The following is a 23,983-nucleotide window of genomic DNA, read 5'->3' as shown; positions in this document are numbered from 1 at the left end:
TGCATTCCTCTCCTTATTTCTAATTCATCCACTTTCCCCCGCGCGCCAGGGTTCCATCCATCGCGTTGATTGTCAGAAAACTCTGGTTCGGCAAATTATTTGCCATCCAGTGCTCCTTCATCCCCAGAGCTTCATTCTCCGGCCAATAACCGATGTACGCCCCTATAAAATCCCACGCCGGAATCAGCATCCCTTCCATCTCTGTAGAAGCATCCGGCACCCACATATACCCCAGACGGATGTCCTTGATAAAAAGTATTTTCCGGGCACAATCATAGTCTTTATCCCTTTCCTCACGGTGAACCTCTGCCACTCTCTCCTGAAAGATTTTCAGTATATCCGAAAACGGAAGCAAAAACACGTATTCATCAGACATATCATAAATTTTCGATGGATTGTTCCATATCATCTGTGCCAGTCCATCGTCATCATACGCCAGGCTGAGTTTCTCCGAATAGTCCTGCTGTTCAAAATCAAATCCATAACGGTAACTCGTATAAGTAATAGGAACCCCGTCAATCTTACGCGTGTACACCAGATTCAATGCACAGGACTTTCCAAGTCCAAGGCTATAAAATGCGCTGCATTTCTCATACCCCGCCACTTCCATATCCGAAAATCCCAGAGCTTTTACCTGTGCATCCCCTTTCTCCTTCAATACTGCCTCCGAAGTCTCCATATGCCATCCGCTCTCTTTCTCTGCCTGTTCTGCTGCCATATCCATCGCCTCATTTTCTTCTTTGATGGATTCTTCATGCAAATCGAACGTTCCCTCATCATTTGTGTAAGTGTTCCAAATCCCCTCATGCTCATACCCGCCTTTTACCAGCATCGCTGATACCTTTCGAACATTAGACGTCCAGTTATTGTCCATCTGGAAATTGTAATTTTCCCCATCCAGAGTGACTCCTCCCCAGATCATATTTTTATTCCTGCCTGTTATTCCTTCCGCATAAAACTTTTCAGCTTCATGCCTGTCATAAAAAACTTCTGTCGAAGCCTCCTCACTCCCAAAGCTCTCAGGAACCTCCTCTAATATATTTCTCCAATATGCCAGCTCGTCCCCCGCAACCGCTATGCTATACGCATCGCTTTCTGACCCCATATTCTTTTCATATCTTTCAATAATCTTTTCTACTTCTCTTTTCGTTATATCATACCCTGCAGCCCTTTGCTCCTGTGTATAAACCCGGTGCCACAGAGGCTGCCCCTGCAGCAGATTTTCCTGCAGATTGTCCATATCCTTCTGCCCAAACACATGCGTCTCTGTCTTTTTCAGACGGATTCCCTCTACATCCGGCACTGTCACATCCGCATCCACGATGACTTTTATGATATCATACTCATCCTGAAATTCCAAAGAGCATTTCTCTGGCGCCTGTACCTGCTCCGGAACATTCCCTGCGGTTGTCTCATCCATCATTCTGGCTCCGGCAATTCCGTTTTTCGGAATTACAATAATCTCGTCTGTTGTCGGCTGGCAGCCTGCCAGTACCGCAGCAGCACATACCATTCCCAAAACAGCTCTTCCTCTTTTCATCCCCTGTTTCATATTTTCCTTACCCCATCTCCTCCTGGCTGCCGTCCATATTCTTCATCCTGTCAAATACCATGCTGATAGACGTGCCCGCATCCAGCCGGCTCTCTATCTCCAAATGTCCGTAATGCAGCTCCGCAATCTTTTTGCACAAGGCAAGCCCCAGCCCGATACCGCCCACCTTGCGGCTCCGGGATTTATCTACCATATAAAATGCCTCCGTAATCTTCGGTATTTCTTCAGGCGGGATACCTTTTCCCCAGTCGCGGACGGTAATCCTGTTATTCACCGCCAGAACATCGATCGTATCCCCTTCCCCGGAAGCTTTGATGGCATTGTCAATCAGGTTCACCAGCAGGCTTTCCATCAAGTCTACATCCATAGGTACTGTTCCCACTGCGCAGGTCATGACAAGCTGCATCTTATGTTCAGCCACATGATACCTTTCCAGAGCCTCCACCCGGTTTAGCAGCTCCTGTACCGGATATTCTTCAAAATGAATCATTTCATTGTCATACATCCCCACCAGGCTCATCATCTTACCGGAAAGCCGCTCCAGCCGCTTACATTCGGCATTAATATACTCCAGCGCTCTCTTCTGCTGCTCCTTGCTGATTTTCACATGGAGCAGCGTATCAGAATAACCGATGATGGACGTCATCGGCGTTTTTAGCTCATGTGTCAGGCTTCCCAGCAGCTGCTTTCTGCGCTCGGACACCTCTTCCAACTCCTCCACCTGCCGCTCTACCCTGTCTGCCATCTGGTTAAATACTTCCGCTACCTTGCCTACCTCATCATTCGTCCGCACCTGCACGCGCCGCCGGAAATCCCCCTCGCTTATCAGGGTCGCCGTCCACTGCAGCTCATTGAGCGGACGCAGCAGACGCTTCGTCACCCAGAAAATCATATTGATTGCAAGCGCCGTAACTCCTGCGTAGACAAGCAGAAGCATCCATACCTGATCCTGGATATCATCATAAATCTGCGAAATATCACGCACCAGAACCAAATCATATATGCCCTCTCCCGAAGAAGCAAACTGCTTTCCCATAATCAGGATATGATGCCCGTCCGTCCTCTGGATAACATATTTTGCCTGTTTCATCGTCCACTCCGGCATCGTTCCCTGCCCCGCCACATCATAATTTGTCAAGTTCCCGGCCAGTTTCCCGTTCCTGAACAGCATATAATCCGTTCCGCCATGTTTACGCAGCGTATACTGCAGGAAAGACTTGTTCGTCTCATCCCCAAAACCCTGGGGCGCGTTATTCCTGATTTCCTGTTCCAGCACATAGGCGGTGCTCGTTACCTGCCCCTGATAATTAGAAATCGTCTGGCTGATATTATAATTTGCCGTCTGGTAAAGTACTGTCCCGCCAAAAATCCCGGTGGCAGCCAGTATCGCAAGCACTGCCAGCATCGAAAGCTTTTTCCATAACTTCATAACAATTCCCTGTCCGGCCCTCTGCCCCTTCGCGCGCCGCTTTCTGAAATTATACCGCTGTTAGTCCTCCAGCCTGTATCCGATTTTCGGAATCGTCTTGATGACGCCTGACAGCCCCAGCTTTTTCCGAAGCTGCCCGATATGCACATCGATCGTTCTCGTCTCCCCTAAAAAGTCGCTGCCCCACACCTGATTCAAAAGCTGATCCCTGGAAAACGCCACGTTCTTATTCTTCGCCAGCAGCACCAGCAAATCATATTCCAGAGGTTTAAGCCCCACTGTCTTTCCCTTTTTTGTAACCTGGTGCTTGGATAGCTGTATCTGCACGTCCCCGATTTCCAGTACGTCTTTCTGTTTCCCGGTACGCTCTAGCACCTTCTCCACACGTACCAGAAGCTCCAGAATCTCAAAAGGCTTCACTATATAATCCTCAGCGCCTGCCCGAAGCCCCTTAATCTTCGAACCTACATCCGCTTTCGCCGTCAGATAAATGACCGGAATATCATGGGCTTTCATCGTCTCCATCAGCTCAAACCCGTCCTTTCCCGGCAGCATCACATCCAGCAGCGCCATGTCAAACGGCCCTTTTTCCAAAACGGCGTCCTCCGCCTTGTCCCCGTCAAAAACCGCCAACACCTCATAGCCTGCCACCGTCAGATTCATGCATATTAAATCTGAAATTGCAGTATCATCCTCGATAACCAATATTTTGTTCTTCACTGTCCGCACTCCCCTCCCATTTTATTCATTGTACCACACCCCCGGCCTTAAATATTCAACAAAGTGTAAACGTTATCGGTAAGCCGCCGAACCTTTTGGCTACCTGTTGACAGAAAAGACACACCCGCAGTAATCCTGCCGGTAAAGGTTATATTCTTTTGACAATTCGATCGAGCGCTTATAGCCGTTCTTCTTCTTAAAATCCGACGGCAGCCAGACCGTCTGGTATTCCTCCCCCAGCAGTCCGCCGATTTCATTTAATTTCGCCGCATTTTTCAAAGGGCTAATCGTCAGTGTCGTCGTGAAATAGTCAAATCCTCTCTCCGCTGCCAGCCTCGCTGTCTCACGCAGCCGCAGCTCATAACACCGGAAACAGCGCTCCCCGCCTTCCGAAACCTGCTCCAGCCCTCTCGCCATTTCATAAAAACGCTCTTTGTCATAAGCTCCTTCCACAAACTCTATGGGATATACGGACGGCAGCCTTTCTATCAGATTCTTCTGCTCCTCCACCCGTTTCTCATATTCCTCCGCAGGATAAATATTCGGATTATAATAAAAAACGGTAATCCTGAAAAATGCCGAGAGATACTCCAGCACGTAGCTGCTGCACGGCGCACAGCAACTGTGTAGAAAAAGCGTCGGCGCCTCCCGGCGCTGTCCGTGTCCCGCTATAATGTTATCCAGTTCTTTTTGATAATTTCTATTCATGCAATTCTCCCTTCCTTTCGTTATTTAATACATAATCACCTTTTTCTTCTTTTTTCCATACTATAAAGCAGAAAAGAAGCTCTATGGTTCAGGAGGTATTCATCTATGGAGCCATTATTGGAACTCCGTGATATCCATTACGCATACCACAGCATAAACGGCGAAACCCAAGCCTTATCAAATATATCCTTCTCCGTCAACGATGGGGAATTTATTGCCGTCGTCGGCCCTAGCGGCTGCGGTAATGCGATGTGCCAATAACGGAAACAATTCAACGGCTCCCATGTAGAAAAATCTGCGCCTTTTCCCCATCCCATACTACTTGATCCAGCAGCATACGGAGATACTCTCTCTTCTTTGGAACGGTAAGCATCTGAAATGCTTTTTCAAAAGAATCCAACTGCCCCACAAGCAAATCTGCCCGGCATTTTTCACGAACCGGCGTTTCCTCCCCGTCTCCACCGCTTTTTATATGCTTTTTCAATTCCTCACACTCTTTGCTAAGTTTTGCGATTTCTTCATCTGCATATGCAATAAATGCCTCGCTTCTTCCCGGCTTCTTTATAGCCGCAAGCAGGTTTTTGATGCCTTGCTCCTTTTCCTCCAGCGCCTGCCTCTGCAAATCCCCTTTGCCAGCCAAATAGCCCTCGCCCTTTTCAAATTCATTTCCCAGCTTATCCAGCATCTCCCTCACCCGCCAATCGGGCCGGGCATGCCGGAACAGCTCTCTGCACACCAGAAAGTCCAAATCATTTCCGGGAACATTTTCCACACTGCATTTTTCACTGTGTGTAGCATCTTTATAGGGACACAGATAAGAAAATTTCCGCTCCCCTTCATTTGTCACCTGCTTCGCACTATAATATTTGGGGCGCATCGCATGCCCACATGTACAAAAAAGGATTCCTGATAAAAGCGCCACCTCATTTCTCACCTTCCGGCATGCTTCCCCTTTTTGTCTATTGGCCCCCAGCAGTTTTTGGACCCTCTCAAATTCCGCCCCCGGAATTTCCCCTTTGTGCTTTCCCATTGCAATAATCCACGCCTCTGGGGGATTATCTTTATTTTTATATGAAGCGGACGATGTTTTCGCATACGCGATGATCCCATGCCTCCCGTCTGCTTCCTCCTTCGAAAAGCACATCTGGCATCCCATAGATTCGAAATAGCCATATGCTGCTTCATCTGCCATACAGTATACGGGATTTGATAAAATGTCTCTCACTGCCGTTGGCGTGTACTCTTTTCCGCGTTTTGTCTGTATGCCATTCCTCAGGAAATACTCTACGACCTTTGCCAAAGACTGCTTTTCCAGATATTCCCGAAAAATAAAGCGCACCGTTATCATTTCCTGCGGATTTTCAGCCAGCCTGTAGGAAGTCTTTATTTTATCATTTATCTGTATCTTTTCATCCTTTTGAGAAAAGAAGCCGAGAGGGGTATTCCCTCCCAGCCATCTTCCGCTCTTCGCAAGCATAACCATATTGTCTTTGACACGCTCCGCTATCTGTTCCCGTTCCATCTGTGCAAAAATTCCTGCAATATACAGCATAGTTTTTCCCAGCGGCGTAGAAGTATCAAAGTTTTCTTTAATGCTAATAAAAGATACTTTCAAATTGTTCAATTCTTCCACCAGGCCCGCAATATCTATAATATTTCTTCCAAGGCGGTCTAGCTTATAACAAACCAGATAACTGCATCTTCCTTTCTTAATTTCTGCCATCATCTTCTGGAATTCCGGCCTTTTTACGTTTTTTCCGGAATATCCCTCATCCTCAAATACACGGATTTCCGCCCGGTCTGCCCCCGGAACATAAGATTCTATATAGTCCCGGCACATTTGCACCTGATTTTCGATGCTCTCTCCGCGTCCTGTCCATTTGGATTTTCTGCTGTATATAAATATCCGCATACTCCACCTCCCGCACAGTTTACGATAACTATTTACGCAGAGATTCCTCCTGCAATTTATCAAATTCCGCCATACATTCATCCACTGTCGAACCGTTTAACAGCTTACGCACAATCAGGCATGTATTCCCCCACTGTTCTACCTTCATTCCTGCATTGGAGCCAAGAACGTAAACATTCTCTTTAATCTTCTCATTCAAGGACTTTAACGCAGGAATACAGTCTACTTCAACATTTTTAGAAGGTGAGATTACCTTATTTGTCTCTGCATAGATTTGAAGAGCTTCATCGGAAACCATCACATCTATTGTGCGCAGTGCGTCCTCCTTATGCTCCGCATCTATACTCACTGCGTACCCGGTCATAGGCACAACCGGCATCTGTCCCCGATGACTCGGAAATCCTATGACCTGCAGCTCAAAATCTGTTTTCCCGTAAGCAGTCTCCGTATTTGCCGCTCCCCAGTATGCCATTACAATCGGCGTCTTCTGTGCCAGGAAATCTTCTCCTTCCCCTTCAATTGCCTCGCTGACAGAAGCCTTCTGCGCATCAATATAACCACAGTCAATCAGCTCCTGAAGAAATTCAAACGCCGGACGCATATAATCGCTGTACTTGCTCTCTCCCCGGTTCAACGCCTCTACTTCTGCCTCTGTATTCCCTCCATTATACAAGTCCGCATACGCCTGTGCAAACACAAAGTTCTCCAGCCACCAGCGGTTCGCGCCAATCGGCGTATCGATTCCATTTTCCTTGAATACCCGGCAGCATTCCAGAAAATCTTCCGGCGTTTCCGGCAGTTCAAGATGATATTTATCAAACATATCTTTATTAATAAACAAACCATATGCTACCACTTCCTGGGGAATCGCTACCAGCTTGCCGTCAACAACATTCGCTGTTTTGACAATCTCTCTCAAATTCTCTGCACTGTCCAGCCCCGACAAATCCTGCAGCTTTCCCTCCTCGCCCAAAATCTGTATCGCATCCGGATTTAGCAGATACACATCATCCATATTATTGCGTACTCTGTCAATGGCTATTTCGTCATAGGTTTTTTCCTGATAATTTTCAGCCGTATAAGTTATATATCCCACCTTCACTCCCAGCTGCTCTTCTGCCAGAATGACCGTCTTATCCGTCGCGCTCCTTGCTACATTCTCGGCATCAGGTTCCATTTTTTCCATAGGGCTAAACAAATCTACAATCCTGTCATTTTCTTCTTCCGACATGAGTAAATTCTTTCCCGGATCCGTATCGCCTGCGCATGACGCCAGAGCCAGAGCTGTCATTCCCGCCAGACAGATGACTGCCAGTTTTTTGATATTTTTTCCCCTATTCATTTTTATATTCTTCCTTTCATTTTGTATATTGTTTAATAACCTTCTTTAATAAATCTATATCAAGGGGTTTTGCCACATGGGCATTCATGCCTGCATCCAAAGCTGCCTTCTCATCTTCTGCAAACGCATTTGCCGTCATAGCTATAATCGGTATTTTCGTTGCATCGCTGCGCTTTAAAGCCCTGATTTCCTTTGTGGCATCGTGGCCGTTCATAACCGGCATCTGAACGTCCATTAATATCGCGTCAAACTCGCCCTCTGCAGATCGCTCAAAACGCTCCACTGCCAGCTGTCCATTTTCTACAATTTCACAGTCCGCTCCTTCCATATCCAAAAGCTCTTCCAGAATTTCCGCGTTGATCTCATTATCTTCTGCTGCAAGAAAATGCATCCCCTCCAGGCTGCTGCCATTTTCTGCACCTGCTTCCTCCTTTGACGCCGTCTGCATTTCCAAAATCTTCTCCCTAAAAGCAGATACAAAAAATGGTTTTGCAAGAATTCCTGTATTGTCTGCCAGATGCATTTCTCCTATTTCATTTCCATCATGTGCCGTCAGGAACAAAATAAATATCTCATCTGACAATACTTCCCTTACCTGCTCCGCTGCCTGGAGCGCGCTTATGCCTGGCATATTCCAATCTATCAAAATGATATCATAACTTTTTTCTGCCCCGCTGCTATGCCGTATCTGCTGCATAGCCTCCTCCATATCAGAAGCTATATCCGTTAAAACTCCCACATCTCTCATAAGCATTCGGATATTCCCGCAAATCTGTTCCTCCCCGGACACCGCCAGTATCCTGCCAATTCCATTCTGTTTCCAAAACTGCACATCTGCCTGGTCTTCCGGTATACGAAACTCCAGTTCAACCCTGAACAGGCTTCCTTTCCCCACTTCACTGTAAACTTCTATTGTCCCCCCCATCAGCTCTACAATATTTTTTGTAATTGCCATACCAAGCCCGGTGCCCTGCACCTTATTTGTCGTGCTGTTCTCTGCTCTGGTAAACGCGTCAAAAATCGTCTCCAAATACTCCGGCGTCATCCCATATCCGTCGTCCTGCACCTCAATACGTATACGTTCATACTGGCTGGAGCGCTGCTTAATGCCTAATATGCGGAACCAAATATTGCCTCCCTCCGGCGTATATTTTACAGCATTGGACAGAAGATTGATAAGGATCTGATTCATCCTCATCTCATCTCCCAGTAAGTACTCGTGCTTAACGCCTATAACTTCTACATAAAAATTTTGCTTTTTTGCCTTTGCCATTGGCTGGATAATCGTATCCACTGACAACACCAGCGCGTTCAAAGTAAATTTTTCATACGTAAGCACCACTTTCCCGCTCTCAATTTTCGATACATCCAGAATATCATTAATCAAACTAAGCAGATGCTGGCCTGACGCCATGATTTTTTTTGTATATTCCCTTACCTTGGCCGGGTTCTCTGCCTCCTGAGCAAGAAGGGTTGTAAAACCAAGAACAGCGTTCATTGGCGTGCGGATATCATGGGACATATTGGAGAGAAACATTGTCTTAGAATTATTTGCAATCTGAGCGGCCTGCAGAGCTTCTGCAAGCTGCCTGTTATGTATTTCCCGTTCTGCCTCCCGCTCTTTTCTGCTTTTATTTTGCTCTCTCTGGTTAAAATAATACAGGATGCAGCACAAAAGAAATGCAATCAGCATCACAGAAACAACGACCAAAACATTCTGATTAACGGTTCTTCCTTCCTGCTGAATCGCCTCAAGCGGCACATATCCAATCAGGAAAATCTTCCCCCCATTTACCGACCACATATAATTCAACGCTTTTACATCCCGGATATTATGGTAAAACAACATATTCTTCCCGGTTTCCAGGCATTTTTCAACTTCCGTCCGCAGTCCCTGCTCCTGGATGTCATTCGCCCGGTAAAAATCCGCCAAATTCAGATGCCCTGCGCTCCGTTTTCCCATTCCTTTCGGCTTCAGCACGAATCTTTCTGTCTGTGCATCCATAATATATAACATGGCTTTTTTATTATAAAATCCATCCGGAAGGGATTTATCAAGGGAATCATAGATATATTCTATGTAAAGCGCCGCAATTTCCCTTCCGTCTTTTATGACCGGGCATTTCATTGAATACGCCCATGCACCCATATAATTCAAATACGATTGGGACACCTGCACGCCATCTTCTAACCCTCCGGCAGAAAATTCCAATTCTCCCTCCGAAAACACTTCTCCCGTATTAGAGACGCCTTCCGTTTTCCCCGACATAATGAGTGATATCTTTACCATCGTCTGATTTTTCTCATAAGACCGAATATATTCCTCTGGATTTTCTTCATTTGCAGTTTCCTGTGCTATCAGTTTTTGGAACTCTGCTTCATTCTTTAAAATAGCCTCGATTGTACACTCAATCAAGTCCAGGCTTTCACTCAAATTTTGAATCGCTGAGTCAGACATTTCACGGGATATTTTCTGCGACACGGAGAATACAACTCCTCCCAAAATACTGAAAACTATGATAATAGAAAAAAGCAAAGAAGTCCCTTTATTTTTCATTCCTAATCTCCATTCTACCTCTATGACACCTCAATGTCTTTTTGTTTTCATTGTATGTGTCATTTACGGTACGCCAAACATGCCGTTACAGATATATTATAGCATCCCCCTAATTTTTGTGTCAACAACTACGGCAGAACTGTTGCTTTTCCCATTACTTCTCCGACTTTTTTAACAACTTCCTTTTTCTTTTTACCATTTAGGTCTGCTTTACCCAGATTATCTTTCATGGAATAAACAAATACCTGGTTAACCTGTTTTTGGAATTCTCCTTTATTCTTTTCTAAAGGCATATGTACCACAACTTCTATTTGCTTTTTCGTCCGCGGCATGTCTCTATCCTTTCCGCAAGGATGCTCATACCCATGATATGAGTTTGTTTCCGCTGGCATACCATCGGTAAATCTACTCTCCTATCCTTAATCTGCGGACTGATTGTCCCAGAGTCAGGCACAATCCTGCTGCGCGGCAGGGAAAAGAAAGATTCCCACACGGAAATCGGGTATATGCTTCAGAAAGACCATCTTTTTGAATGGCGCACAATTTATCAAAATATTATGCTTGGTCTGGAAATACAAAAGAAAATTACTGTTGAATCCAAAGAAAGAGTAGAAAAAATGCTCTACACCTATGGTCTGAGCCGGTTCCGCGACTGCCGCCCTTCCGAACTTTCCGGCGGAATGCGCCAGAGAGCGGCGCTTATCCGTACATTGGCGTTAAATCCGGATTTGCTGCTTTTGGATGAGCCGTTTTCTGCCCTGGACTATCAGACCAGGCTGTCTGTATGCGACGATATCGCATCCATCATAAAGAGCGAAAAGAAAACAGCAATCCTGGTAACACATGACCTCTCAGAAGCTATCAGCGCCGCAGACCGGGTAATCGTCCTGTCTTCCCGTCCTGCCTGCATAAAAGCAATAGTCCCGATAAACATGGAAATGCCGGACCGGACGCCCCTAAAGTCCAGGAACGCTCCGGAGTTCAAAGAATATTTTAACCAAATATGGAAGGAGATGAATGCAAATGCCTGAATTTTCCCCTAATCAGCAGCATTACCTGAAAACGCTCAGACGCAGGAAACAGTCTGTCATTCTCATCCGCATTCTTCTGTTTACGGCTTTTTTTATTTTGTGGGAAACAGCCGCCACATTGGATTGGATTGACAGTTTTATATTCAGCAGCCCTTCCCGTGTGGCATCTGCTTTTGGAAAAATGGCTGCGGACGGAAGCCTTTTCCTTCATATCGGCATCACTCTGGCCGAAACACTTTTCAGCTTCGTCCTGGTGATTGTGCTTGGACTGTTTGCCGCTGTCCTCTTATGGCTTTTTCCGGCGCTCTCGCAGATACTTGACCCCTACCTGGTGGTGCTGAACAGCCTCCCAAAATCCGCCCTTGCCCCTCTGCTTATCGTATGGCTGGGCGCAAATATGAGCACGATTGTTGTTGCCGGAGTTTCTGTCGCTATTTTCGGAGCCATTTTAAATATCTACACTGGATTTACAGAGGTCAGCCCTGAAAAAATCAAATTAATATACACTCTGCACGGCACAAGAAAAGATGCGCTCTTGAAGGTTATCCTTCCCGGAACCATTCCGAATATTATCAGCAACATGAAAGTAAGCATCGGGCTTTGTCTGATCGGCGTCATTATTGGTGAATTTATCTCCAGCCGCCAGGGTCTTGGATACCTGATTATCTACGGTACGCAGGTCTTTCAGCTGGATCTGGTGATTATGTCCATTTTAATCTTATGCGTTATCGCTTCAGGACTGTACGCGTTAATTACCCTGCTTGAAAAAAGCTACCTGGGAAAAAATTAATCCCCGCTATCCTTTACTTGCCGTTTATTTCATGGTATGTTATAATTCTTAACAGTTAAACCATAATTAAAATAAAGATAAACGAGGTACAAAACATGAATATTGTAGTAGCCGGAACAGGTTATGTAGGGCTTGTCACCGGAGTTGCACTGGCAAATGCCGGACACTGCGTAACTTGTGTTGATGTGGACCAGGCAAAGGTGGAGCTTATGAGACAAGGCGTCTCCCCCATCTATGAACCTGGTCTTGAAGAACTGATGCAGGAGAATATGGAAAGGCTTACCTTTACTACTGACTATGCATCTGCCTACCGCACGGCAGAGGTTGTCTTTATCGGTGTGGGAACACCAGAAAAAAAAGACGGCTCCGCAAACCTTTCCTACGTTTTCCAGGTAGCCCATCAGATTGCCGAAAATATCGAAAATGACTGCATCGTGGTGGTAAAGTCTACCGTTCCCATAGGTACAAATGATAAAGTAGAAAAATTAATCAAAGACAACCTGGCTCATGACGTCTGGGTAGAGGTTGTCTCCAACCCGGAATTTCTCTCGCAGGGAACTGCCGTGCCGGATACGCTTCACGCTGCCCGTATCGTTATCGGCGCGGAGTCCGACAGAGCAAAAGAAATCGTACGGAACGTTTATGAAAATTTCCACCAGCCCTTTGTTATCACAAACCGCCGGAGCGCTGAGATGATTAAATATGCTTCCAACGATTTTCTTGCGCTGAAAATTTCCTATATTAATGAAATTGCCAATTTCTGTGAAATTGTCGGGGCAAACATCGAGGACGTAGCCAAAGGCATGGGATATGACCCCCGCATCGGCAACCGTTTTCTCCATGCCGGCATCGGCTACGGCGGCTCCTGTTTCCCGAAAGATACCAAGGCTCTTCACTGGATGTCCAACTACTATGAGCGCGAGCTGAAAACCATCAAGGCTGCTATTGAAATCAACGACAGCCAAAAACTGAAACTTATCAAGAAATCCAAACAGTATTACGATTCCCTGGAGGGACTGACCGCCGCTGTACTCGGCCTGACTTTTAAACCAAACACCGACGATTTGCGGGAAGCCCCTTCCCTGGTAAATATTCCCATTATGCTGGATGATGGCGCCACGGTAAAAGCCTGGGATCCTGTAGGTGTGGAAAACTATAAAAAGAAATATCCGGACGAGCTGCAGTACTGCGATACCATTGAAGAAACTTTAAAAGATGCCGATATCTGCTTTATCTTTACGGAATGGCAGGAAGTCAAAGATTTAAAACCCGAAGATTTCAAGCGCCTGATGAAAAAAGCCATTGTACTTGACGGCCGGAACTGCTATATACCTGAAACCTTCAGCGGAAGCGGCGTCGTGTACAATTCCATCGGAAGGACTATCGTAGAGGGTTGAATAAAATAGCATATTGTGGTAAGATATCCATTGAAATTTGGTGTCATGCCTTATAGGGATGCCCATACATTTTATGGGTATCCCTTGAAAAAGTATCGTAATTTTTTATGATACTTTTTTTCGTGCAAAGATACCAAATTATTAGAAAACAAGAAAGGAAACGTGAGAATGAAAAGAATGATGGCAGTGCTGCTCACTGGTTGTCTCGCTTTCCAAACATGGCTGGGCGCCTCCGCTCCGGTTTACAGCGCAGAAATCCCTGCGGAAACCGAAAACATGGCGTCCCCTGTTATGGACGAAACACTTCCAGATGAGACGGAGCCGGATGAAGCAGTTCCGGATGAAACGGAACTTGATGAAACCGCTCCGAACACACAGACAGACGAAGTTCTCCCCGAAGAACCAGACTCAGAGACACCTTCTTCGGAAGAACTGCTCCCAGAAGAAACCTCTTCCGATGAGACGGAACCGGAAAAGGATGCCGGTGAACCCCTGGAAGAGGAAACCTCCCTTCCGGAAACTTCTTCTTTAGAAGCCCGTGAACCCGTAGACGAAGGTACGGAAAATAACGGGGCAAATGCTTCTACACAGGCGCAGAGCGCCCTGGAAGTAGAAATCCGCCCTTCCTATCTATTTCCATATAAAGGAAATGTAACTGTAAAAGTCAGTGACAGCAGCAAGACAACGCAGCTCACCAAACAGCTGGATTTCACCGGCTCTGAGCCCTCCTCCCTGACTGCACGCTTTGATGTGCCCGTCGGAGACTACACAGTCTCGCTTTTGTCGGATAGATTTGCGACTTACTCTCAGAATATCCGCGTAACGAACGGCTGGATATCCAAAATACTGGTTTACTCTACAAAAATAGAAACCGGCTGCAGCGCAGTTCCCGGATGGTTCCGCCCCGGTGACGCGAACCGGGACGGTATTATAAACCAGGCTGACGCCGATGCGCTCCTAAACGCTATCCGTAAAGACCCGCAGGGAACAGACATGGATCTAAACAACGATGGCAAAACAGATATCGTGGATCTGCAGTACGTAGTTCAAAGTCTTGATGAGCGCCGGGAGTCACAAGTCACAAAGCTTGGGCTTACTAAGAAAACTCAGGCAGTAAACGGAACCTCCGCTGAAGGGGATATGCAAGATTTCCTGAACGGCGAAGGCAGCATTTCACTGAAGCCCTCTGACACAGACAGCGAAATTTCAGAGAACAACCCTGTGGGCATGGAATTCGTTCTGGCAGAAGAAAACAGCCAGGGCACCCCTCTTCGTGGAATGACCATCCTGGCTCCCACTGAAACAGATGCCGACGGCAATGTATCGAACGAAATCACTGCCGGAACAGCTGAAGTTTCCTATGTAGACGAAACGGGAACCGAACAAACCCTGGAATTCCCTCTGTCCTCTGGGCAAGCACAGACAGCTTCCAAAGGCAGAATGGCTGCCCGGGCGCCTCTTTCTGAAAATGCAAGCGTAAGCGTTGACGCGGATGGTTCTCTGGTTCTGGACTTCGGAACACAGATAGCAGTCAAGCGAGTGACTATCAAAATTACCGGAACAAAAAAGACAGAGCCTCTGGTAAATATCGCCAAAGTGGAATTCGTTAACAATATGGAAGAACGTATTCCGGCGCCCCAGCTTGATATCCCGACTCCAAACACGCCCATATCCGAGAATGAAGGTCTGACCGTGTCCTGGACGCCTCAGCGCAATGTCACAGGATATGAAGTCTTTGTAGAAGGGCCTGTAAAAAAGCAGAGCGGAACTCTTTCACAGATTGTCCGCGTATCCGGCACACAGCACAGGATTAGTTCTATCAATGACAATCCTCTCAAAAATTTTGCTGAATACAAGATAAAAGTCCGCTCTGTAAATGGAGACTGGCGCAGCCCCTGGTCAAAGGAAGTCATCGGAATTCCCAAGCCGCAGAAACTTCCGGCGCCGCCGGATAATGTAACGGCTACAGGCGGTTTCTGCTCCATTACCGTATCCTGGAAAGACATGGATGACGCCAACGGCTACATGGTATATTATAAGAAGAAAGCAGATCCGGATACTGCATACCTTCCGGTCGTTTCCGGTTTTCAGCCTGTTCAGGCAGGTACCGGAAAATTAGACGGTACACGCCATGTCATAACAGGTCTGGAAAAAGACACGCAATATTCCGTCTATGTTATAGGATGGAATGAACTGGGATGGGGAAAACCTTCCCTGGTTTCTGTCGCATCCACCACCAACACAGACCCGCCGCAGCTTCCAAAATACGGCCTAATCAATACTTCCAATGGTACCGGAAAAGTAAGCGCACATATCGCTGCTGCCGCATACGGCGGAAGCGGCGGAGCCTGCATGATGGGAAGCCCGCTGGATACGGAACCCCGCAGCGCTCTTGGACTGGTAGACGATGATTATGGTTCTTACTGGTTCAAAGCTGACTGGGATGACGGTCCCGCTTACCCGGCACGTGACAAGGGAATGACCGTTACTCTGGATGCAGACTATAAAATGGGATATATGACATTCTCAGCGGCCGATATTACATCGCCTGCCCAGTATGCTACCATAGACTATTGGAATTCTGAAAATCCAAACCAGCAGCAGAGTGTAGCAACACGGATGCTCAGAAAAATAGATGTAAATAATCATCCTTACTATATTATTAAATTTGCCGAATCCATAACCGCAAATAAAATCCGTCTGTGTATCGGAAAAGCCAGCGGCGCCCGCGACCTCCGGGTAGGAGAAATCCATTTCCATCATTATGACTCCCTGGATGATGATATTATGGGACTGTACGAGGATGAAATGCATACTACCCTGAAAGCAGAGGTAACAGAAGACACCATTAACACCTTGGAAGAACGCTTAAATACTCCGGATCCGGCAACAGGTGAAAAACATCCTCTTTTTGCAGAATTGGCTCTGGAAATAAAGACTGCCCGCGAAATCCTGGCGGCAAATCTCGCGCCTGCTTATGAAGTAGATAACCGGATCACCGGAAGGAAAGATTCTCATCTGGGATTTGGCGGCCTGAATGCATGGCAGCCTCTTGGAAAAACCGCATATATGGGCGAAACCCTGTTGGTATATGTAGGGCATAATACACTGAGAACCGGACAGAATGCCAGCCTGCAGCTTGTATTTACACAGTACCATGCAGAAGCCAGCACCCTCGCCCGCGCAGTAAACCTGAAAGTAGGAAGGAATGAAATTACAGTTCCGCAGATTACTACCAAAGATTTCGAGCGGGGCGGACAGCTCTATATCGCATACACCGGAAATAATCCTTCCGATAAATACGCTGTACGTATCAGCGGCGGCAGCGACATACCGGCGCTGAATGTATTCAAAAAGAGCGGGGCAGAAAGAACCGAAGCCATCCGCACCTATATAACAGAATTGCAGAATTATGTAGGCACTATCCAGACAAAGCATAATGACCTGCATACCGGCACAAAGAATGTAGATTACGATTACGATCAGACAAACTGCATCTTGAACAGCACTGACATCATGATGGATCAGATGATGTATTCCCTCCCTGCCACACAGATTTGGGCCGGAATACAGAATGCCACCGACAAAGTTACGAAACTTGACAACGCTTTGAGGGCTATGGAAGATACCATGACGCTGTTCTACCAGCACAAAGGCTTGAGCGACAGCGCAGGAACCGACAGAGGAAACAATGCCCTCCCGGCACAGCATCTGAATATCCGTTACATGAGGATGTTCGCCGGAGCATTTATGTACGCCTCAGGAAATCATATTGGTATAGAATGGGGCTCGACGGTACTCACCCCTGACTCCTGGAACGGTCTCGGCTGGGGCATCGCCCATGAAATCGGTCATGACATTAACCAGGGAACTTACGCCGTTGCAGAAGTTACAAACAACTATTTTGCGATGCTGCTCACCGGCACGCAGCGTTTTACTTATGAAAATGTATACAAGAAAGTTACTTCCGGTACCATAGGACGCGCTCCTAATGTATTTACCCAGCTGGCGCTGTACTGGCAGCTTCATCTGGCCTTCGATGACAACACCGACGACAGGCACATTTTTACTGATTACGAAGAACAGTTTAACAGCCTGTTCTTTGCAAGGGTAGACACTTACTCCAGAAACCCGGCAAAAGCGCCGCAGGCGGGATTAACCTTAAACGGCGGTTCCGAGCAGAACCTGATGCGCCTCTCGTGCGCGGCAGCAAACAGGAACATCCTTCCGTTCTTCCGCCGCTGGGGTATGGTGCCTGACGCAGACACCATCGCCTATGCTGAAAAATACGGCGCAGAGGATACAAAAGCACTCTATTATATCAATCAGGATGCCCGTTCCTACCGCGTTACCCATCCGGACGAAGCAGGCACGATCAAAGACCAGGATGCCGTATCTGCTGCCGTAACAGCAAACGCAAACCGGGCAGAAGTTACAATTTCCACCTCGAAAGACGCTGATTTAATCCTGGGCTACGAAATTAGCCGCAGCATGATTTTTAACGGTGAAAAGAAAACGGAAATCGTAGGATTCCAGCCGATTAACACGGCACAGTCTACGGTATACACAGACACGATTTCCTCTATTAACAACCGGGTAATGGAATATGAGGTGCGTGCTGTAGATAAGTTCCTAAACTACTCTAATATCGTCTCGGCAGGTTCCGTAAAAATCCAGACCGACGGTGTGCTGGACAAATCGCTTTGGAGTGTTGAGACTACCATGACATCTACAGATGATACGGCTATTGAGCCGGATGCAGACGACCCTGACAGCGGTTATAATGAGCAGAATCCTTCAGGAGTTACCGCTCAGACGCATCACACCATTGACAGGATTCTGGATAATGACAAAACAGACAACGGCACTTATCATGGAACCAGCGGCGGCAACGCTTCTATCACGGTAGATATGTGCAAAACCGAACAGGTAACTTCCCTGAAATATCACGGAGACGCACTTGAAAAAGTCACTGTAGAAGTCAGCAGCGACGGAACTGCATGGACAGCAGTAAAAACGGATTACACGGGGCTGAACGGAGCAGAAGAACAGACGATCTGGTTTGACTCTGTAGAAGAAGCCTCCAGGACAGACTGGATAGGCACTTATGACGCCCGGTATGTAAGGCTGACCATTCCGCAGACAGGGGATATTTCCATCAAAGAAATCGAAATCTGCGGTCCGACAGGCGACAACCTAGAGTTTATGTCCACAGACAGCGGCCAGCCGGCAATCGGCGTATCTACTGCAGACTTTAAGTACGGTAATCAAACCGACGATATTATCCCCGCCGGTTCTCTGATTTTCACCGGAACCTACAAGGGAAATCCTGCTTACAACCTGGTAGTGCTGTACGACACCGAAGGCAATGTCATCGGTGAAAAAGATGGCAATGTCTCTGCGAAGCAGGTCATCCTCGCCAATGTTCCTGAACACGGAAATCTTGGCGAGACTTCCGCCGGAACCTGGGTATATTATGTAGAACCCGGCCAGTGGAGCGAAGATTCCCTGAAAAAGCTCAGCGGTGTGCGCGGTGAACTTTTCCGCGTCGATAACGCGCTGACTCTGGAAGGCGAACGTATCGTCAGTGATACTCCGGTAATCAGCATCCCTGATTCCCTGCCGGATATCACCCTGACAGGCGGTATCGTTCCCGGAAACTAACAGTTATGCATTACATGGAGGTAGAGATGAAAAACTGGATAAAATATATATTAGCATCATTCCTTCTCCTTGCTGCATTCCCGCTGTCCGCCCTGGCGGCAGACAGCGAGAGTGCCGTCCTTACCGTTGACAAAAACGACGTAGGCATCTCTCTGGATATCCCGGAGGGGAAAACAGAGACCATCACTTCTCTGCGCCTGCAGCTTCTTGTCTCTGCAAACAGCGGAAGTATGGGAATGCCGTCCTTTAAATTCGAGGACTCCATCAAAAGCCTTATTAAAGATGCTGACATTACAAAAACGTCAAACGGAAGCTATCAGGTGGATTTGATTCTCTCCGGTAAAGACAATCAGGAGATTTTCGTAAACAGCGAATATGCAAAGCTCGGAACCTTGTCCGTGCAGCCCACCAGCAAGGAATATCAGATAAAAGTAGAAATCATCGGCGATATGGACAGCAGCGACGAGCCTGTTGTAAGATATGTGGACGGAAGCGGCCTAAGCGCTATGACCGTTCCGCTCAGCACAAGTCCTGTTTTGGTTCAGTCCCAGCCGGAAGCTCCCGAAGGGCTGGATTTTGAGCAGAAACCAGTTCTGGAAACTGCAGTAAAAGCCGGCGCACGGCGCATCCGCTTTAAATGGTCAAAAATCATTGGCGCTGAAGGCTATGTCCTTTATGAGTACAACACCAAAACAAAAAAATATAAGGGAATAAAAACTATTTCAGATCCTTCGGTAAACTATTATGCAAAGAATTTCGGATATGCCACCACCCACTCTTTCAAGGTGCGCGCATACAAGAAAGCAGCAAACGGCAGCAAAGCTTACGGAAAGTTCAGCGATGTAAAGAAAGTCACCCTGCCGCCTGCTTCGACCAAGAAATTTATTGCTAAATACCAGAACACTTCAAAAGTAACGCTTGTTTGGAAAAAGGTTTCAAAAGCCAAGGGCTATCAGATTTTCCGCAGCCAGACAAAGCGCGGCAAATATAAGCTTATAAAGACGATTAAGAAAGGAAGCGCTACCACCTGTCTCAACATCCGGCAGGCAAACGGAAAAACTGCCTACTACAAAATCAGGGCTTATATCACAGACTCCAACGGCAAACGCATATATGGCAAACTGAGCGGCGCAAGGATTGCCCGTCCCAGGTCGCCGCGGCTCCGCGCTTCCGTAAACGCCGGTAACGTCACCCTGAACTGGAATAAAGTTCCGCGCGCCGACGGCTACTATGTTTACCGCTGCAAAAAGAACTCTGAAAAGTTCGTGCTCATAAAAACTATTACAGGCAGCAGCAACACTACTTATACAGAAACGCCTCCTCATGGAAGCGGCTTCCGCTATAAAGTACGTGCATTTGAAAGACTCAAAAAAGGTACGAATCTTTCGGGTTATCCGCGCATTGCTGAAGTAAGCATAGGAAATTAAAGAAACTAATTTTTCCAAATCAAATTCCCCGCAGCATGCTGCGGGGAATTCATTTCTTCAAAAGAAATCCTTTTCCTATTTTTTTCGGATAATATCCCGTATTTTCAAGGGAACATATAAGAGCTTAGCGCCCAGCCGGTACTCCCGGCAGGCAAGCAGATCATGTTTCTGCTGCCGGTATCCCAGCATCCCTGTGGCAAATTTCACCTTCTCATGATGATCGCTGATTAGGCATCTGTCCCTCTCTGCCTTCAAATCTCCAATCCGATACCGCAGAAAGTCCTGATAATCACCATTCTGCAGCACCTTGTAGAAACCGTACATTCGACGGTTATATTCATGAAAATATTCTTCAGGCTGTCCGTCGATTGCAAGCTGTTTTAGCAGCCCTTCCTTAAATCTACGATAAAGCTCTTCATGCGCCCTGCCTTCTTCCTGAGAGTTCAAATTCGCCATACAGCCGTCCAAGGCATGGTTCACAAAACTTCGTTTCACCTGTTCAAAGATTCCTTTTCCTTCCAGATATTCCTTCAAGGCAAGAAATGCCCGGAAGAAATCAAGCGGCGCCTCCCCGTTTGTCGTCTGGCAGCTTCCGGCAATCCCCACCCGGTAATACACAAACTCTTCCCGGACCGTGACAATTCTCTCAGCCTCTGTCAGCGCCGCACAAGTGAAAAATAAATCATTGGTGCGCCGGATTTCCTGAAATTTCAGTCCCTTCTCTTCTATAAAAGAACGCAGAAACATCTTATTCCACGGCCAGTTATGAAACGCATCAAAAATGGTTTCCGGCATGTCTTTCCAATTAAAAACCCCGCCCTCTGGCAAAAGTTCCTCCCGCATAGACGCCGGCTCCGGCGTCTCAAACCCCAAATCCTCATGGTAACATTTTGCTTTGCACACACAAATCTGAGCAGCATCCTCCTCACAGCGCAGATACATCTTTTCCAACATCTCCGGATGAAAATAATCATCCGAATCCAAAAATACCAGATATTTTCCTTTTGCATGCCGCATCCCCGCATTCCTGGCCGCACCGCCGCCTCTGTTTTTCTGTGTAAGCAAACACAGCCTGGCATCCTCACTTTCCAGCTTCTTAATCTGTTCTACAGAATTGTCCGAAGAACCGTCATCCACACAAATAATCTCGATTTCCTTCAATGTCTGTCCCTGTATCCCACTCAGGCATTGCTCCAGATAAGCCCCCGTATTATAAACCGGAACAATCACCGACACCTTAACTTCTCCCATTTTTCTCTCCTTTCCGCAGTCCCCGCAGATGTGCCCCCGCATATTTTCCCAGTCCATGACATGCATATCCCAAAAAGCACCCGACTGATTTCACTATCCCAAATCCCATGTAACGGTAAACCTTGAACGTCATGCCTGCCGATTTCAGCTTATTCCCTGATTTTCCGCTGCTGCTCAAACGGTATTTGAGCAGTGGCTCATTGACCGCGCAGGCTTCTCCATATTTCTTTAAGATTTTAAGCCATGCAATATAGTCCTCATGGCTGTCCTCATGGCACATGGGGAACTCCTGTGCTGTCTCCCTGCGGAGCAGCACAGCTGAACAGTTAATACAGTTCCCCCGCAGCATCTGCCGATAGGTAATTTTCTCTGTGACCGGAATCACTCTCCCGGTAAGCCTTCCATCCGGAGTAACCAGTTCGCGCGCCGTTGTACACAATACCGTACCTGTCTCCTGGATTCGCTGAAGCTGCTTTTGCAGTTTTCCTTTTTCCCACCAGTCATCCGCATCCAGAAATGCCACATATTTTCCCTTTGCCATCTCTACGCCGATATTCCTTGATGCGCAAGCTCCCAGGTTTCTTTCATTTTTTACATAACGAACCGCCGGGTTCACCCGATAACCCTCTATGATTTCCGCAAGGCTCTCTGCGCCGCAGTCATCCAACACCAGAACTTCCAAAGGGATATCCTGTGCCAGTGCAGAGTCTATCGCCTTTCCCAGCGTCCTGCTGCAGTTATATGCAGGAATCACCACAGAAACAAGGGGCATGAATGCCCCTTTTACTTCCTTCCTTTCTTGTTTTCCTTTGTTGCCGCCGTCTTCTGCCACTGTTCCACCCCTTCGGTATTTTCCTTCTGGAAAAGAATCTTAAACGTCAAAAACAGCAGTTTCATGTCCAGAAAGAAACTGTAATTTTCAATATATGTCAAATCCAGCTTCAGCTTATCATAGGGTGTGGTGTTATATTTTCCGTATACCTGCGCATACCCTGTCAGCCCTGCTTTCATTTTCAGCCGATAATCAAATTCCGGTATATCTCGCTTATATTCCTCCGCAATCTCCGGACGCTCCGGACGCGGACCTACCAGCGACATATCTCCCTTCAGGATGTTAAAAAGCTGAGGAAGCTCATCAAAATGGATATTCCGAAGCACCTTCCCCACAGGCGTCACACGGCTGTCATGCTTTGCGGCAAGCCGCGCCCCTGCTTTCTCCGAATCTACCCGCATACTGCGGAATTTCAATACATAGAAAACTCTGCCACCTTCGGTTAGACGTTCCTGCCTGTAAAATACAGGACCGCCATCATAAACTTTTATCAGAACTGCAATCACCAGCATGACCGGAGACGCCGCCACCGTGCCAATCAGGGAGACCGCTACGTCAAACAGCCGTTTCGCAAATCTCTGCTCCGCCGACAATCCCCGGTTGCGGAACAGCAGCAGCGTCGTATCAAACAAATGAATATTATCCGCACTCTGCAGCATAATATCCGAAAGCTTTGGGATGCTGTAGCACCGGATATCTTTCTCGAAACAATATTTCAACAGCACATTCCTCTCATGTGACGGAATGTCCCCCAGAATAATATTTCTATACTCATCAATCTTTGCTTTCAGCACACTTTCTTCCTCTTTGATATGGATAGTTTCACAGATATAATATTTATCTTCCCTGGATGATATCTTCTGAATCAAATCTACCGGGCTGTACTCCCCATAAATCAGAAGCATCCGGCGGGGCGGATAAATCTTCGCATATATCCAACGCATAAACACTACCCATATGCATACAAATAGCAGATTAAATACCGTCATCTCCAAGATGGGCGCCGCATGGGCGCCAAACTTCCAGTGTCCGATCAGGGCAAGCTGCAGGTAGGTAATAACATTCACACACAATACCGACAGAATCTGTGAAAACAAAACGTCAAATACCCGAAGATATCCTACCTTAAACCCGCCGTACAATTTATAAAAAAGGAACAGCATCAGCGCATACTGACCGATAACCACATAATTTCCTCTGTACCAGAACTCCTTGCCGATGACACCTGCATCTGCATAATGCTCAAACCACACATAGGCGTACACGCCTGTCTGGATGGCCATAATAAGAAAGGATGTGCAGAACATGATAATTCTTTTATATTTTTCCCTGCGTTCCATATTCTCTCCTTTGCCGTCTGCGGCTCTGCCC

General features: G+C 47.0%; 15 protein-coding genes and 2 pseudogenes. 6 read left to right on the top strand and 11 right to left on the bottom strand.

What is annotated here, in order from left to right; all coding sequences use genetic code 11:
• Positions 1-19: 19 nt before the first annotated feature.
• The 4 genes from NFR99_RS04505 to NFR99_RS04490 all read right to left on the bottom strand — a co-directional run bounded on the left by NFR99_RS04505 (position 20) and on the right by NFR99_RS04490 (position 4,409).
• Positions 20-1,540, bottom strand: a complete 1,521-nt coding sequence (locus tag NFR99_RS04505; protein WP_251352920.1) for a DUF6034 family protein — start codon at positions 1,538-1,540, stop codon at positions 20-22.
• A 19-nt stretch (positions 1,541-1,559) separates the two neighbouring features.
• Positions 1,560-2,981, bottom strand: coding sequence for a sensor histidine kinase (locus NFR99_RS04500; protein WP_135975048.1), 1,422 nt, complete (start codon positions 2,979-2,981; stop codon positions 1,560-1,562).
• Between the two features lie 60 nt (positions 2,982-3,041).
• Positions 3,042-3,701, bottom strand: a complete 660-nt coding sequence (locus NFR99_RS04495; protein WP_120481380.1) for a response regulator transcription factor — start codon at positions 3,699-3,701, stop codon at positions 3,042-3,044.
• Between the two features lie 99 nt (positions 3,702-3,800).
• Positions 3,801-4,409, bottom strand: a complete 609-nt coding sequence (locus NFR99_RS04490; RefSeq protein ID WP_135975051.1) for an epoxyqueuosine reductase QueH — start codon at positions 4,407-4,409, stop codon at positions 3,801-3,803.
• Positions 4,410-4,514: 105 nt separating this feature from the next.
• Between NFR99_RS04490 and NFR99_RS04485 the strand changes: the two are divergent.
• Positions 4,515-4,658 (top strand): annotated as a pseudogene (locus NFR99_RS04485) (spermidine/putrescine ABC transporter ATP-binding protein); the annotation flags it as partial.
• 22 nt (positions 4,659-4,680) lie between these two features.
• On the opposite strand, the gene NFR99_RS04480 reads toward NFR99_RS04485, so the two are convergent.
• The 4 genes from NFR99_RS04480 to NFR99_RS04465 all read right to left on the bottom strand — a co-directional run bounded on the left by NFR99_RS04480 (position 4,681) and on the right by NFR99_RS04465 (position 10,513).
• On the bottom strand, positions 4,681-6,321 hold the full coding sequence (locus NFR99_RS04480; protein ID WP_158604783.1) for a recombinase family protein: 1,641 nt from the start codon (positions 6,319-6,321) through the stop codon (positions 4,681-4,683).
• A 28-nt stretch (positions 6,322-6,349) separates the two neighbouring features.
• Positions 6,350-7,663, bottom strand: coding sequence for an ABC transporter substrate-binding protein (locus tag NFR99_RS04475; RefSeq protein ID WP_251352918.1), 1,314 nt, complete (start codon positions 7,661-7,663; stop codon positions 6,350-6,352).
• A 16-nt stretch (positions 7,664-7,679) separates the two neighbouring features.
• A complete protein-coding gene (locus NFR99_RS04470; protein WP_120481376.1) occupies positions 7,680-10,220 on the bottom strand; it encodes a response regulator in 2,541 nt (846 codons plus the stop codon).
• A 128-nt stretch (positions 10,221-10,348) separates the two neighbouring features.
• Positions 10,349-10,513: a hypothetical protein gene (locus NFR99_RS04465; protein WP_160216358.1), complete on the bottom strand. Its 165-nt coding sequence runs from the start codon at positions 10,511-10,513 to the stop codon at positions 10,349-10,351.
• 105 nt (positions 10,514-10,618) lie between these two features.
• Here NFR99_RS04465 and NFR99_RS04460 point away from each other — a divergent pair.
• From NFR99_RS04460 to NFR99_RS04440, 5 genes and pseudogenes are all read left to right on the top strand, one after another.
• Positions 10,619-11,251, top strand: a pseudogene (locus NFR99_RS04460) (ABC transporter ATP-binding protein); the annotation flags it as partial.
• Positions 11,244-12,041 carry an ABC transporter permease gene (locus NFR99_RS04455; protein WP_120481373.1) on the top strand — a complete coding sequence of 266 codons (798 nt, stop codon included), beginning with the start codon at positions 11,244-11,246 and terminating at the stop codon, positions 12,039-12,041. The pseudogene NFR99_RS04460 and the gene NFR99_RS04455, both read left to right, overlap by 8 nt.
• A gap of 95 nt (positions 12,042-12,136) precedes the next feature.
• Positions 12,137-13,438 carry a UDP-glucose dehydrogenase family protein gene (locus NFR99_RS04450; protein ID WP_251352911.1) on the top strand — a complete coding sequence of 434 codons (1,302 nt, stop codon included), beginning with the start codon at positions 12,137-12,139 and terminating at the stop codon, positions 13,436-13,438.
• A 168-nt stretch (positions 13,439-13,606) separates the two neighbouring features.
• On the top strand, positions 13,607-19,102 hold the full coding sequence (locus NFR99_RS04445; protein WP_251352910.1) for a fibronectin type III domain-containing protein: 5,496 nt from the start codon (positions 13,607-13,609) through the stop codon (positions 19,100-19,102).
• Between the two features lie 26 nt (positions 19,103-19,128).
• Positions 19,129-20,529: a fibronectin type III domain-containing protein gene (locus NFR99_RS04440; RefSeq protein ID WP_251352908.1), complete on the top strand. Its 1,401-nt coding sequence runs from the start codon at positions 19,129-19,131 to the stop codon at positions 20,527-20,529.
• Positions 20,530-20,604: 75 nt separating this feature from the next.
• Here the strand turns inward: NFR99_RS04440 and NFR99_RS04435 are convergent, their stop codons facing one another.
• Genes NFR99_RS04435 through NFR99_RS04425 form a run of 3 tightly spaced genes read right to left on the bottom strand, consistent with a single transcriptional unit; the run spans position 20,605 to position 23,952 of the window.
• A complete protein-coding gene (locus NFR99_RS04435) occupies positions 20,605-21,780 on the bottom strand; it encodes a glycosyltransferase family 2 protein (protein WP_168354724.1) in 1,176 nt (391 codons plus the stop codon).
• A complete protein-coding gene (locus NFR99_RS04430; RefSeq protein WP_330571542.1) occupies positions 21,767-22,612 on the bottom strand; it encodes a glycosyltransferase family 2 protein in 846 nt (281 codons plus the stop codon). The genes NFR99_RS04435 and NFR99_RS04430 overlap by 14 nt, the downstream gene beginning before the upstream one ends.
• Positions 22,564-23,952, bottom strand: coding sequence for a sugar transferase (locus NFR99_RS04425; RefSeq protein WP_251352899.1), 1,389 nt, complete (start codon positions 23,950-23,952; stop codon positions 22,564-22,566). The genes NFR99_RS04430 and NFR99_RS04425 overlap by 49 nt, the downstream gene beginning before the upstream one ends.
• Positions 23,953-23,983 lie beyond the last annotated feature (31 nt).

Source organism: Hominisplanchenecus murintestinalis (assembly GCF_943193015.1).
Lineage (GTDB): Bacteria > Bacillota > Clostridia > Lachnospirales > Lachnospiraceae > Hominisplanchenecus_A > Hominisplanchenecus_A murintestinalis.
This window is presented reverse-complemented; position numbering and strand designations above follow the sequence as displayed.